Below are 14,682 nucleotides of genomic sequence, written 5' to 3'. Positions count from 1 at the left end.
ACTGAATTTACATTTAAGAATAATACTATATATGCGTAAGATAACAACAACCCTCTTATTGCTGTTCATAGCTATGACCGCAATGCAAACGGAGGCAAAAACCTTTAAGGGCAAAGACGGATATAAGATCAAAGTGAAGTTTACCGACCTGACAGACAGTACCATATACCTGGTGCATTACTATGGTAAACCGCTGCCTACCATCTATCGTTCAGACTCAGCCATACTTAATAAGAAAGGAGAGGCAGTATTTGAAACAGATACATTTACTGTTGGCGGTATCTATATGGTTTTGCTGTCAGACAAGTCATCATATTTTGAAATGTTGCTGAATAACGGCGATGAATTTTCCGTTACGGCTACCAAGTCGAAACTACCGTCCGGTATCACATTCAAGAACAGTGAAGAGAATACCCGTTTTGTGAAATATGTAGATTACCTGACAGACTATGGTAAAAGAAGTGTAGCGCTGAACGAAGAGTTTGAAAAGGCAAAGACAGCGGCTGATACAGAAGCTGTACGCAACCAGTATAAAAAATTGTCTAATGAACTGAAGCAATACCGCAGGGACTATTCAAAGAACTATCCTAATACATTGCTGACGAATATATTCAAAGCGCTGAACGTGCCGGAAGTACCGGAAGGCAAACACCTTTTGCCTGATGGTACAGAAGACAGCTCGTTTGCCTATGATTATTACAAAGGGCATTATTGGGATGATTTTGACTTCCAGGATGACAGGCTGATACACACACCTATTTATGATGGCAGGCTGGAAGAATATTTTGGTAAGCTGGTGTTGCCACTGGCCGATACATTTGAAAAGGAAGCAGATGCTATCATCGCCAAAACAAGAGGCACAAAAGACATGTTCAAATACACCCTGTGGTGGCTGACCCGCTATGCCGAGTCGAGCAAGATAATGGGTATGGATGCTGCCTTTGTATATCTTGTGGAAAATTATTATATGAGGGGTGATGCTTTCTGGCTGAGTACAGAAGACCTGGAAAAGTATATAGAGCGTGCTCAGAAAATAGCACCCAACGTGCTGGGAAAAATAGCACCAGAGTTGAAAATGCCTGATATTAACGGGAAAATACATTCGTTGCACGACCTGGACGCCAAATATACCCTGCTTATATTCTGGTCGCCGGAGTGCGGGCACTGCCTGACGGAAATGCCTAAAGTAGACTCACTGTACAAAGCAGTGCTAAAGAAAAAAGGGGTTAAGATATATGGAGTACGCACCGAAGGAGATACTACCAAGTGGAAAGAGGTGATAAAAGAAAAAGGTTTTGACGACTGGGTGCATGTGTATGACCCTGAAAGAAAGACAAGATTCAGGGCTGAATACGATATTTATAGCACTCCTGTTCTATATTTGTTGGATGAACGCAAGATCATCAGGGGTAAAAGGATAGACCACTCCAACATTCTTGATGTGATAGAGATGCTGGAAAGAAAAGAAAAAGACAAAAAAGCGGGTAAATTAAAATCATAAAAAAAATAAACAAATATGCTAACGCGAAAGTTGACCTTAACTTGTGCCGTCGTAGTACTACTCACCAACTCACTGTATGCGCAGACTTTATTTAAGTTCGGGAACACGGAAGTAGATAAGAACGAGTTTTTACGTGTTTACAAGAAGAATGCTATTAACCAGAAACCGGATTACAGCCGAGCCGCACTGAAAGAATATCTTGACTTGTATTCGTTGTTCAGGATGAAAGTGAAAGAGGCCGAAGAGCAGCATCTGGATACAATAACCAGTATCCAATATGAACTGAGCAACTACCGCAAACAACTGGCTCAATCTTACCTGACAGACGAAGAGGTAAGCAAGAAACAGATAGAAGAGGCCTATAGCAGGCTGCAGGAGGTGGTGAAAGTATCACATATACTGATACAGTCGTCGCCGATGGCGCCCTCTAAAGACACGGTTGCGCCCTATAAGCTGATAGACAGCCTGTACAATGTAATAACCAAGGGTAAAGCGTCATTCGCAAAGATGGCAGCCCAATATTCAGACGACAGGACATCGAAAGTGAATGGTGGTGAGATAGGTTATGTTACAGCGTTACAAACGGTTTATCCTTTTGAGAATGCGGCATACAGCACCCCGGTAGGTAAAGTGTCTAAGCCATTCAGGACACAGTATGGATATCATATCCTATATGTAGAGGACAGGAAGCCGGCACAGGGAGAAGTGCAGGTAGCGCAGATCATGATCGCATCGCCCAAAACAAAGACAGAGGAAGAGCGTGCTGAAGACCTGAAAAAAGCCAACCAGGTGAAGGCGGAATTGAAGAAGGGCGCGAAGTTTGAAGACATGGTGAAGAAATACTCTGACGACAACTATTCAAAAGAGAATGATGGTGTGATGGAGAAGTTTGGTATTGGTGCTTACGTTCCTGAGTTTGAGGCGGCAGCCTTTGCACTTAAAAAGCCCGGGGATATGTCTGATGTAATAAAAACAGACTATGGTTACCACATCCTGAAACTGGTTAAAAAATACCCTGTTCCTCCGTACGACAGCATCAAGCTGGAGCTGAAGAACAAAGTGGAGCGTGATGACCGTGCACAGATAGCACGCGAGAGTTTTTATAACAGCATCAAAAAGAAGAACAACTTTAAAGAATATCCTGAGAACGTAGAGCAACTGCAGGAAGCGTTTGTAGCAAGTATTGCCGACACTGGTGCTGATGCCAACAAGTTTGCGGCGAAAGACTATAAAGGCCCGGAAACAACACTTTTTGAATTGAAGGGAGTTAAGTACAAAGCATCAGACATGCTTACTTATGCTGAGCAGGTGACCCGTGGCCGTGTAATGGGGCCTAAAGCCATCATCTTCAAAAACATATACGACAACTATGTAAAGACCGTAGTGAATGATATAGAAGAAGAGAACCTGATCAACGAGAAACCGGAATTCAAAAACCTGATGACCGAGTATCGTGACGGTATCATGTTGTTTGAGCTGATGGACCGCAATGTATGGGGCAAAGCATCGAAAGATACCGCAGGTCTGAAAGAATTCTACGAAAAGAAGAAGAATAACTATACATGGCAGGCCGGTTTCAGGGGTTCTGTATACAACTTTAAAACAGAAGCGGCTATGAAAGAAGGTGTAAAAATGATGTCTAAGAAAGGAACGACTGACGAAGAGATCATCAAAAAGCTGAATACAGATAAAGCGCCGGGTTCTGTTAATATCCAGAAGGGTTATTATGAGTTCAGCAAGTTTGAGACATTCCCTAAAGCTGATATTAAGGCTGGTAAACCAACCGATGCCAAAAAGAATGCAGATGGTACTTACACTGTAGTAATGGCGAAAGAAGTGTTTGACGGTCCTAACCCTAAAACACTGGACGAGGCCAGGGGGTATGTAATAGCTGAATACCAGGATTACCTGGAGAAAACATGGAATGAACAACTACGCAAAAAATACCCTATGACTGTCAATGAAAAAGTATTTGACGATATGGTGAAATAATAATAGTTGTATTAAATATGCTTTCGGCCCCGTTGACAATAAACGGGGCCGTTTTCATTTATGTACTATTAGTTCGTATCTTGTTGATGTCTTAAATCTTTTGAATGAAAATTTCCTTTCACGGCGCTGCGCGCACTGTTACGGGGTCTAAACACCTGGTACATCTTAATAATCCTAAAAAGAAGTTTTTGCTGGACTGTGGTATGTTCCAGGGTATGGGCAAAGAAACGCTTACTCTGAATGCAGAGTGGGGTTTTGAGCCGTCGGAAGTAGACTTTGTTATTCTTTCTCATGCGCATATAGACCATATAGGGTTGCTGCCCAAACTGGTGAAGGATGGTTTCAGCGGGAGGATATTCTGTACACCTGCAACCAGGGAGCTGCTTGAGTTGTTGCTGATAGACTCCGCCTATATACAATTATCGGATACAATACACATTAATAAGCAACGCGACGCACAGGGCCGTGAACATGTGGAACCACTGTATACCGAAGCTGACGTGTATAATGTGCTTCCATATATAGAAACGGTGCGTTACAACCACCGTTTTCAAATAGATGATAGCGTTGAGTTGTTGTATACGGATTGCGGGCATATACTGGGTAGTGCCGCTGTGAACCTGAAAATAATTGAGAATGGAAAAGAAATACGCTTGACGTTTAGTGGTGATGTAGGTAGGTATAGTGACATGTTGCTTCGTTCACCGGAAGATTTTCCGCAGGCGGACTATATAATTGTTGAGTCTACCTATGGCGACAAGCTACACGACCTTGTGGCACCTGCAGTTGATGACCTGTTGCATTATATAGAACAAACCTGCCTTGAAAAGAAAGGGAAACTTATCATTCCGGCATTTAGCTTAGGCCGTACGCAGGAATTACTGTACATGCTCAACCTGCTGGAACTGGAAGGCAGGTTGCCTAATCTGACCTATTATGTTGACAGTCCATTGTCTACCAAAATAACGAACGTTATCAAGCATCACCCTGAGTGTTTCAATAAGCATGTGCAGGATGTGCTGAAGAAGGATAATGATGTGTTTATGTTCAAGGGACTTGAATTTGTAAAGGATGTGGATGCCTCTAAGCGACTGAATACGCTGGATGGTCCGTGTGTGATCATATCAGCTTCGGGTATGGCAGAAGCAGGAAGGGTGAAACATCATATAGCCAATAATATCGGCAACGCTGACAATACTATACTGATGGTGGGTTATTGTGAACCTAATTCGCTGGGTGGCAAATTAAAAAAACGTCCGGAGAGTGTTGGTATATTTGGTACACAGTATAATGTAAGGGCGCAGATAGCTATAATAGATTCAATGAGTGCGCATGCTGATTATGAAGATCTGTCGCAATGGCTGTCTTGCCAGCACAAAGAGGATGTGAAGAAAGTATTTCTTGTACATGGAGAATATGATGTGCAGATACGTTTCAGGGACCGCCTGGTAAGAAAGGGCTTTCTTGATGTAGAGATACCTGCACTACACCAGGAGATTGGCCTGGGTATCTGATAGGGTTATTTATAAAGGATATCCTCGTCTTCCAGTCGTTTCAACTGAATATCAGTGACCGGGGAAACGATGATGGGATATTTTTCGATGGTTACATCTGATTGGTCGAGGCCGAATGCACGTTCTTCGGAAAGACTCAGCTTTTTCAGTATGAAGTAGGCTTTCATGACCAGTCTTTCCCATAGTGGTAACTCATTGTCGCGCGACAGGAACTTTTCAATAACAATGAACCTGAAGTCGCCCATAAGATTGCTTTTGTTCAGCGATTCGTATCGGTTTATCACATTGATCTCTTTGTTGGCCACCATTTCTTCTACTACCTTTCTGAACATCAGGTGTATTTTATGGTCGACCCTGAAACCCAACCTGAACTCAACACGGATGATCTCGTTAGGTACTATCGTCTGCACCACATATTCCATAGTGTAGGGATCGTCTAATACATCTACGTGAACAAACCAGTATATATCGGCACGTTTGGGTTTGCGCTGCAGGATAGAGTACATTACTTTGTGTTCTATCTCATAAGGATTATTGGCGCTGGTGAGATAAACAAGGTGGGTAGAATATTTTAATACTGTTTTGTCGTTGCTCAGGTCTTGCAGGTCAGGTACGTATTGGTCCAGGCGCACGAACTCAACATACCTGTTCTTGATCTTGCGTGCCTTGAACCAGGCAAACATGACAGTGAACAAAATACCGCCTATCAATAAAGCGAAATAACCACCATGCGGAAATTTCTCCAGGTTGGCTATCAGGAACGAGGTCTCGATGGTGAGGAATACAGCCAGGTAGGCCACTATCCATATCATGGCTACACGCTTTACAAACAGGTAGTAGGAGAACAGTATTGAGGTCATGGTCATACATATGGCGATGGCCAGGCCATATGCAGCTTCCATGTGCGATGATTTCTGGAAAGACAGTACAATCGTAATGCAACCTGTGAACAGTAACAGGTTGATACCCGGAATGAAGCATTGGCCACGCTCAATAGAAGGGTAGCTGATCTTCATTTTGGGCCAAACGTTCAGTTTAACCGCTTCGCTTATCAGCGTGAATGAGCCGGATATCATAGCCTGGCTGGCGATGATCGCCGCCAGTGTTGCGATGATGATACCTATGATGACAAATGAATCAGGCATCAGGTCGAAAAATGGGTTGGCATTTGCAGAAGACCAGACAACACCGTTGTGATTTTTCAGCAGCCATGCGCCCTGACCCAGGTAGTTGGCTATCAAAGCTGTCTTTACGAATATCCACGATATGCGAATATTGCTTTTGCCACAATGGCCCAGGTCAGAGTATAAAGCTTCGGCTCCCGTAGTGCAGAGGAATACCGCACCGAGTATCCAGAATCCCTTAGGGTAAGCCGTAAGCAACTGAACTGCATAGTAGGGGTTGAAAGCCTTGAGCACATACCAGTATTCGCTGATATTGGTTAAGCCAAGAATGGCCAGCATAAGAAACCAGGTAAGCATAACCGGTCCGAAGTATTTACCTAGGTAAGCTGTGCCAAACTGCTGAAAAAAGAAAAGCCCCGAAAGAATGATAATAACAATGGTCATGATGGTTTGAGTGGTAACCGTGCCGATGCCCGGAATAGCCTGCAAACCTTCTATTGCTGATGTGACAGAGATAGGTGGTGTTATCATGCCATCGGCCAGCAACGTTGCTCCACCAATCATAGCCGGGAATACCGCCCACTTGCCATGCCGCCTCACCTGAGCAAACAAAGCGAATGTACCTCCTTCCCCTTTGTTGTCTGCCTGTAATGTCAGCAGCACATATTTTACAGTTGTTTGCAGGGTCAGAGTCCATATTACGCAGGACAGCCCTCCCAATATCAACATTTCTGTGATCTGCTTACCGTTGCAAATGGCGTTCAGTACATATAGGGGAGAGGTCCCGATGTCGCCGTATATAATACCCAGAGCTACTAAGAGTCCGGCGGCTGATGTTTTATGCAGATGTTTTCCCAAAACGAGCTCTGTGTATATTTATTAATTGCAAAGATAATGTTAAAATGATTGCTAAGAAAAGAATAATGTAACTTTGCACCGCTAAATGGTACAGATAGGTAATATACAATTAGGGGATTTCCCATTGTTGCTGGCGCCGATGGAAGATGTGAGTGATCCTCCTTTCCGTGCTGTATGTAAGGAGCATGGTGCGGATCTTATGTACACTGAGTTTATCTCGTCGGAGGGGCTGATACGTGATGCCATAAAAAGCCGTCAGAAGCTGGATATCTTTGAAGAAGAGCGCCCGATAGGCATACAGATATTTGGTGGTGATGAAGAAGCTATGGCCATGGCTGCAAGTATTGTGGACACGACTAACCCCGACCTGGTGGATATTAACTACGGATGCCCTGTGAAGAAAGTAGTTTGTAAGGGTGCCGGGGCAGGCGTGCTGAAGGATATAGACCTGATGGTACGCCTGACAAAGGCTGTTATTAAATCAACCCGCCTGCCCGTGACGGTAAAGACCCGCCTGGGATGGGATGATAACTCGAAGAATATAGAAGAGGTAGCTGAAAGGTTGCAGGATATAGGAGTAGCCGCTTTATCAATACATGGCCGCACACGTGTGCAGATGTATAAAGGTGAAGCTGACTGGACACTGATAGCGAAAGTGAAGGAAAATCCCCGCATCTCTATTCCGATATTTGGCAATGGCGATATTGACAGTCCGCAAAAAGCATTGGAATATAAGACCCGCTACGGGGTAGATGGTGTAATGATAGGACGTGCAGCGATCGGGTATCCCTGGATATTCAGGGAAATAAAACATTACCTGGCTACCGGTGAAACATTGTTACCCCCAACGCTAGAAGAACGACTGGATGCCTGTCGCAAACACCTTTATGGTTCCGTACAGTGGAAAGGTGAAAGACTTGGTATACTGGAAATGCGCAGGCACTATGCCAATTATCTGAAAGGCTTGCCAAATATTAAAGAGTTTCGTACCAAACTGGTATCGCTGGACACGCCGGCTGAACTGGAAGCAGTTTTCAGCGAAATAAACACCTATTACCGGGGTGTTGAATTGATGGCGTCGTAAAAACAGCTTTTTGTCATGCGGTTGTACTGACAAATTCATTTTTTAGTCATAAATCAGGTTGGCGATTGTACTGATGGTACGTGCACGATAAATTTGTTTTAACATAGTATATACCACTAAAAACAAATTTATGGCACGCCCTTTTTTATACGCAACATTATCTACCATATTATTATATGGTACAACTGCTTTTGCCCAGTCTACCTTTATGACCAAAGAATATGTAGACGTTAATAATGTCAAGTCTGCAATACTGGTACATGGCGACCTGAACTGGAACCCTGTTAGCCTGGGTAGTGATTGTGAATTCCCTACAGGTAGTGGAGTGAGTGTTTCGTCTGCAACTACATTATGGATGGCCGGGTTTGATCAGCAGGCGCAGTTGCATGTTTCTGCACAAACCTTCCGCCAGACAGGCAATGATTTCTGGCCGGGACCCCTTGAGAATGGTTCTCTAAACATGGCAACATCTACCAAGTGGGCTAAGATATGGAAGGTGAACTTTTTTGATATTAACACCTACCTGGCACAATCCATACATACAATAAATAATACACCCGACGCTATCCTGGAATGGCCGGCCAAAGGGAACCCATATGCAAAAGGTGTTTATGATTCTTCGTTAACCATTACAACCGCCATGGCACCTTTTGTTGATGTAGATAGTGATGGTTTATACGATCCTTTAAAGGGAGATTATCCTGAAATAAAAGGAGACCAGATGTTATGGTGGGTATTCAGTGACAATGGCCCGACACATAATAACAACCAGTCGCAGCCTTTTGGCGTAGAGGTGCATGCCAGCGCATATGGTTATAAGAGAGGTACCCTGCTGGATAATGTGGTTTATTACGAGATGGATATTATTAACAGGTCTTCGGCAGACTATGCAGCTTTCAGGATGGGGATCAATGCTGATATGGACCTGGGCTACTATCGGGATGATTATATAGGCTTTGATTCTGCCAGGAGGCTTGGCTATGTATATAACGGGAATGCAATTGATGGCACAGGACAATCCCAGGCCTCCTACGGTTCAGCACCCCCGGTAGCGGGATACACATTTTTACAGATGCCTGGAGATAATGGTAGTACAAAAAAACCTGCAGGCAGTTTTATGACCTTTAACAATGATATTACCCCGGCAGGTAATCCGCAAACAAGCGCTGAATTTGATAATTACTTACGCTCAAAATTCAGGGACGGACAGCAATTGATGAATGATTTTACCGGCTACGGAATAAATTCGTCAGGCAGAGGTTTTGGCACCGCCGCCCGGTATATATATGATGGTGACCCTTCTGATACTTCTGAATGGTCGGAATGCTCTTCATTAAACCCGGTAGGTGACAGGCGCTTTGTCATGGCTACCAACGACCTTACATTATCTTCAGGCGGCTCTGTTATCATTGCCTTTGCGTTGGTGGTAACTGATACCGCCGGTAACGGAAACACCTGTCCGGGAATAGATATTACCGGGATAAAAAAAGTAACTGATACCGCCTGGAAGAATTTTAATAATCCACCTAAGTCTTTTGTTTCTGTAGAAGAAATTACCGCAGGTCATGCATTAGGTATCTATCCTAATCCTGCCACTGACGTAGTACATATATCGGCACCTTTCAGCCTTGAACATAAGCCGGGTGACCTGCGTATATATGATATGATGGGCAGGGAAGCCAACATTTCATATTCAGTCAATGGCATAAATATAGATGTGCATATAAAAGACATTCCGGCTGGTATGTATCATATGGTTTACTCATCCGAAGGGGTGAGACAATCGGGTCTTTTTGTGAAGAGATAACGGGGGCGATATTGCCCCTTCTTTCTCTGTTATTTGAAGAACCGTAGTATAGCAAAGAAGCAGATACTGATAATAAAAACAGAGAACAATAATATGCCGAAGACATATTTTGGGGTTAATTGCCTGGCATCGTCTCTTGATCGTTTACGTTCTGCCAGCAGGTTATTCTCCATGCTGTCCATATAACTGCTCACATATAAAAGGCTATCCATTGTTTTCTTGCCACTCAACAGGTATTCCTTTTTCATGTCCGGGTTGTCGATAAAGGAGTTTTTTACTTCCATTGTCTTCTTCAGCAGCCCGAGTCTTTCCAGGGTAATTTCCTGTAATCTCGCCGCATGATCAGCCTGGTCGGGGTTGTCAGCTACCAGGAGTTTTATTGTATCAATAGCTTTGAGCGCATGACTATTAGCTTTTTGCCAATGCTCCAGGAAGATCGAGTCATCGGTGAGCAAAAAACCTCTTTGTGCTGATTCTGACCTGTTCACATCGGCTTCAACCTGTTTTATTTTTTGCCTGATCCTGTTGCTGTTAGAAACAAGGTCAATAGCTGTATTGAGCAATTGTATCCTGTAATAGAAGAATACGCCACAAAATACCAGGGAAAGTAAATAGATGATGAACAGTATCGTGGTGAATTTTACGTAATTGTTACGTGGCTTCATAATAACCTCCTTCTTAAAAATGGCATTCAGGCATTAAATGTACCTAAACACTGTTATATTTTATATATAGTGTTGCTATGAAATGTTATCGTACCTGCCTTGCGAAAAGGTAGGCAGCCAGCAGGCCGAATATCATATTCGGTATCCATACCGCCAGCAAAGGATCCAGGCCTGATTTGGTAGCAAAAGTATTGGTCAGCTGCATGGCCATGATATACATGGCACTGATAACAATACCTAAGGCCAGGTGCAGGCCGCTTCCTCCCCTGACCTTGCGGCTGGCTATGCATGCACCGATTATGGTTAATATCAGCCCCGCAAAAGGCTGTGCTGTGCGGCGGTACTTTTCTACATAAAAAAAGTTAAGTGTTTCTCTACCTCTTAGTTTTTCGCGGGCAATATACTTGTTCAGCTCCGGTGTTGTCAGGGCATCTTTGATCGCTTCGTCCTCGTCAAGGTCATGAGGGGTGAAAGGAAATTTCTTTTCCATTTCAGCGCGCTGTTCAAAGGTTTCGTTCAGGCTGTCGTTGGTCCGTATCTTAACGCTGTATAGCTTCCATACCCTGTTAACGGAGTCGTAGCTCACACGGTCGGCCATTATTTTCTCTTTCAGGTGAGTGCCTTCTATTGTCTCTGCAGTGAAGCGGTAACCGAAGTTAGACGAGTAGTCATAGTTCTGGATAAAGACATACAGGTTTTCCCGCAATCGCAAGTGTACATTCTTGTCTGACGACTGTGCATTATAGTGCAGGTACTTATCTTCGAAAGCTATACGTTCTTTATTGGCTGCGGGTACTATATAGTGGTTGGCAATAAGAGAGATGAGGCACAGAAAACTACCGGCAATAATAAAAGGCCGGAGCATACGTTGAAAGGACACACCCGAAGCAAGTATGGCTATTATCTCAGATTTATATGCCATTTTAGAGGTAAAGAAGATAGTAGCTATAAAGATGAATAAAGGGAAAAGAAGAGCGGTGATGTGCGGTACGAAATTGCTGAAGTAGTTAAGTATCTCATTCGTTGGTACATCCTTTTTTACAAAATCCTCTACTTTTTCAGAATAGTCAATGACACAGGCTATGACAGCCAGTATCATGATAGCGTAGAAGAACGTACCAAGGAATTTTTTAATAATATACAGGTCCAGCCTTTTCATCAATATGTTACAGTCTTTGTTTTAATACCGGGATCATTTCGCTTTTCCATGCTGCAAAATCTCCCTGTAAAATATGGTGGCGGGCTTGCTTTACCAAATGCAGGTAGAAAGACAGGTTGTGAATACTGGCCACCTGCAATGCGAGCAGCTCATTACCTACGAACAAATGCCTTAGGTAAGCCTTTGTATAGTAATTACTAGTAAGGCATTCAATACCATCGTCAATAACAGAAAAATCATCTTCCCACTTCTTGTTCTTTATGTTGATGACCCCTTTGCTGGTGAACAGCATGCCATTGCGTGCATTGCGTGTCGGCATCACACAGTCGAACATATCAATGCCCAGAGAAATGTTCTCCAGTATATTCCATGGGGTGCCTACACCCATCAGGTAGCGTGGCTTGTCTTCAGGCAGGAATTCGCAGCAATGCGCGCACATTTCATACATCATCTCTTCAGGCTCGCCTACCGACAGTCCGCCGATAGCGTTACCGTCACAATCCATTGAGGCTATGAACTCTGATGAAGCTTGTCGCAGGTCTTTATAAGTACTGCCCTGGACAATAGGGAAAAGGCTCTGGTTGTAACCATATTTAGGTTCTGTATCATTCATATGTTGTACGCAGCGTGCCAGCCAGCGGTGGGTCAGTTCCATTGATTTTCTTGCATAGCTGTAGTCAGAAGGATAGGGAGGACATTCGTCAAAAGCCATGATGATATCTGCACCTATGCTACGCTGAATGTCTACTACATTCTCAGGAGTAAATAAGTGCCTTGATCCGTCTATATGCGACTGGAACAGCGCCCCCTCTTCTTTCAGTTTGCGGTTATTAGCCAGCGAGAATACCTGGTAGCCGCCGCTGTCTGTGAGTATCGGTTTGTCCCAGCCCATGAACTTATGCAACCCACCGGCTCTTTCCAGTATACCTGTGCCGGGGCGCAGGTACAGGTGGTAGGTATTGCCCAGGATGATCTGCGCCTGTACCTGTTCTGAAAGCTGCTGCTGTGTAACGGCTTTTACCGTACCTACTGTGCCTACCGGCATGAATATAGGAGTGTCAATGCTACCATGTGCAGTCGTAATTACGCCTGCTCTTGCTTTCGACCCCGGGTCATTCGCTGAAAGTTTAAATTCCATTATTGACTGGCAAAAATCTATGATATAAACACAATACAGTGTTAAAACATAATAGTTTTAAAGTAGTAATTCTTTCCGTTTCTTTGTTATATGTTCACCAATGCCGCATTTCTGTTCTTTTTGCTTTGTGTAGCTATACAACTCATATTCGTGTTGTATTTCTTCATACGCATCTTTACCCCGCCGGCAAAAAAATACAATTATGCGCAGGGCGAGCCTGTATCAGTAATTATATGTGCTAAGAACGAAGCAGAAAACCTGCGAGCCAACCTGCCCGCAATTCTGGCGCAAAGATACACGAATGATGCGGGTAATACACATTTTGAAGTAGTAGTTGCCGACGATGCCTCTACCGATGATACCAAAAAGGTGCTGAATGAGATGCAAAAAATGTATGGCAACCTGGTAGTAGTGACCATACAGGCAGATGAAGAAAGAAAACTGCCGGGGAAAAAACATGCGCAGGCCAGGGCTGTTGCGGCAGCGAAGAACGATATATTTTTGATGACGGATGCTGATTGCCAGCCTGCCGGTCCACTATGGCTGTCGCTGATGGTGCAGCCTTTCAAAGAAGGGAAAGAGGCTGTGGCCGGTTACGGGCAATATAAAACGGAACCTACGCTGCTGAATACTTTCACCCGTTGGGAAACAGTACACACCTTTTTACAATACAGTACCTATGCAAAGGCGGGTATACCTTATATGGCTGTTGGACGCAACCTTGCCTGTACACGTGCCGCATACAATAAGGCTATTGCTTCGCGCCGGTGGGCTAAGTTGCCTTCGGGCGATGATGACCTGCTCATTGGTGCAGCAGGTAGTAAGGATAACGTTGCTGTTGTTTTTCACCCATCAGCCTTTACAACTACCAGTGCCCGGCCCACCTGGTCGTCGTGGGCCAGGCAAAAGCGCAGGCATCTGTCAACAGGTAAGTATTATAAGTTCACTGTTAAGACCCTGCTGGCAAAATATGGCTTGTCGCATGCATTTGTGTGGCTGTCATTTATCGTACTGTTGTTCACCCCGCTATGGGGCGAGGCTCTGGCGATTATGATGATGCGTAATGTGATATACTGGCTGGTGTGGCAGCGTGCGGCATGCGTGCTGAATGAAAAAAAACTCATCCGTTTCTTCCCGCTGTTCGATTTTGGCTGGTTGATGTATAACTTTGCGTTTTTGCCATACATAATCTGGAAAAACAAGCAACAGTGGACATAATCCATAAATACTTCGGAGATTTTACAGCTAAACAGGAAGAACAGTTCAGTGCACTGGATGCACTTTACCGAGACTGGAATGATAAAATTAACCTGATATCGCGCAAGGATATAGATTCACTTTACGAAAAACATATCCTTCACTCACTGGCTATTGCTGTGTTGTGCAATTTCCATCCCGGTACACGTGTTGTGGATATTGGCACCGGTGGTGGTTTTCCGGGTATACCATTGGCTATATTCTTTCCTGATGTGGAGTTTCTGCTGGTGGACAGTATAGGTAAAAAAATAAAGGTGGTGAATGATGTAGCAGAGAAGATCGGGCTGAAAAATGTAACCGGTGTGCACAGCAGGGTAGAGGAACTGAAGGGCAGGAAGTTTGATTTTGCCGTATCACGTGCCGTGGCTCCGCTGGGCGACTTGTGGAAGTGGGTAGCTCCTTTCCTTGTAAAAGGACAAAGGTCTGATGAGTTGCTGAACGGGTTGATATGCCTGAAAGGGGGTAACCTTGAAACGGAGATAGAGGAATCGGGACTTACCGCGGAGGCGTGGAGTGTACACGATATTTTTGACGAGCCTTTTTTTGAAGAGAAGTATGCGATCTACGTGGCTAAACAGTAGTC

At 44.1% G+C, this 14,682-nt stretch carries 11 protein-coding genes; 7 read left to right on the top strand and 4 right to left on the bottom strand.

Annotated elements, in window-relative coordinates; genetic code table 11:
• Nucleotides 1-31: 31 nt before the first annotated feature.
• The 3 genes from H6550_11270 (at nt 32) to H6550_11260 (ending at nt 5,007) form a co-directional block, all read left to right on the top strand.
• Entirely contained in the window at nt 32-1,501 is a 1,470-nt protein-coding gene (locus H6550_11270) for a DUF5106 domain-containing protein (GenBank protein MCB9046701.1), read from the top strand.
• A 15-nt stretch (nt 1,502-1,516) separates the two neighbouring features.
• On the top strand, nt 1,517-3,493 hold the full coding sequence (locus H6550_11265) for a peptidylprolyl isomerase (GenBank protein ID MCB9046700.1): 1,977 nt from the start codon (nt 1,517-1,519) through the stop codon (nt 3,491-3,493).
• 104 nt (nt 3,494-3,597) lie between these two features.
• Entirely contained in the window at nt 3,598-5,007 is a 1,410-nt protein-coding gene (locus H6550_11260; protein MCB9046699.1) for an MBL fold metallo-hydrolase, read from the top strand.
• A 5-nt stretch (nt 5,008-5,012) separates the two neighbouring features.
• On the opposite strand, the gene H6550_11255 is transcribed toward H6550_11260, so the two are convergent.
• Complete coding sequence (locus H6550_11255; GenBank protein ID MCB9046698.1) at nt 5,013-6,989, bottom strand: KUP/HAK/KT family potassium transporter; 1,977 nt, start codon at nt 6,987-6,989, stop codon at nt 5,013-5,015.
• Between the two features lie 85 nt (nt 6,990-7,074).
• Between H6550_11255 and dusB the strand changes: the two genes are divergently transcribed.
• Entirely contained in the window at nt 7,075-8,073 is a 999-nt protein-coding gene (dusB, locus tag H6550_11250; protein MCB9046697.1) for a tRNA dihydrouridine synthase DusB, read from the top strand.
• 130 nt (nt 8,074-8,203) lie between these two features.
• Nucleotides 8,204-9,880, top strand: coding sequence for a T9SS type A sorting domain-containing protein (locus H6550_11245; protein ID MCB9046696.1), 1,677 nt, complete (start codon nt 8,204-8,206; stop codon nt 9,878-9,880).
• A 29-nt stretch (nt 9,881-9,909) separates the two neighbouring features.
• Here the strand turns inward: H6550_11245 and H6550_11240 are convergent, their stop codons facing one another.
• From H6550_11240 to tgt, 3 genes are all read right to left on the bottom strand, one after another.
• Nucleotides 9,910-10,545 carry a CHASE3 domain-containing protein gene (locus H6550_11240; GenBank protein ID MCB9046695.1) on the bottom strand — a complete coding sequence of 212 codons (636 nt, stop codon included), beginning with the start codon at nt 10,543-10,545 and terminating at the stop codon, nt 9,910-9,912.
• A gap of 85 nt (nt 10,546-10,630) precedes the next feature.
• A complete protein-coding gene (locus tag H6550_11235) occupies nt 10,631-11,704 on the bottom strand; it encodes an LptF/LptG family permease (GenBank protein MCB9046694.1) in 1,074 nt (357 codons plus the stop codon).
• A 7-nt stretch (nt 11,705-11,711) separates the two neighbouring features.
• A complete protein-coding gene (gene tgt, locus H6550_11230) occupies nt 11,712-12,842 on the bottom strand; it encodes a tRNA guanosine(34) transglycosylase Tgt (GenBank protein MCB9046693.1) in 1,131 nt (376 codons plus the stop codon).
• Between the two features lie 90 nt (nt 12,843-12,932).
• On the opposite strand from tgt, the gene H6550_11225 reads away from it, so the two are divergent.
• Both H6550_11225 and rsmG read left to right on the top strand, forming a co-directional pair.
• Nucleotides 12,933-14,060, top strand: a complete 1,128-nt coding sequence (locus H6550_11225) for a glycosyltransferase (protein MCB9046692.1) — start codon at nt 12,933-12,935, stop codon at nt 14,058-14,060.
• Nucleotides 14,033-14,680 carry a 16S rRNA (guanine(527)-N(7))-methyltransferase RsmG gene (rsmG, locus tag H6550_11220; GenBank protein ID MCB9046691.1) on the top strand — a complete coding sequence of 216 codons (648 nt, stop codon included), beginning with the start codon at nt 14,033-14,035 and terminating at the stop codon, nt 14,678-14,680. Before H6550_11225 ends, rsmG begins: the two co-directional genes overlap by 28 nt.
• Nucleotides 14,681-14,682: the final 2 nt, after the last annotated feature.

The organism is Chitinophagales bacterium (assembly GCA_020636495.1).
GTDB lineage: Bacteria > Bacteroidota > Bacteroidia > Chitinophagales > Chitinophagaceae > UBA5543.
This window is presented reverse-complemented; position numbering and strand designations above follow the sequence as displayed.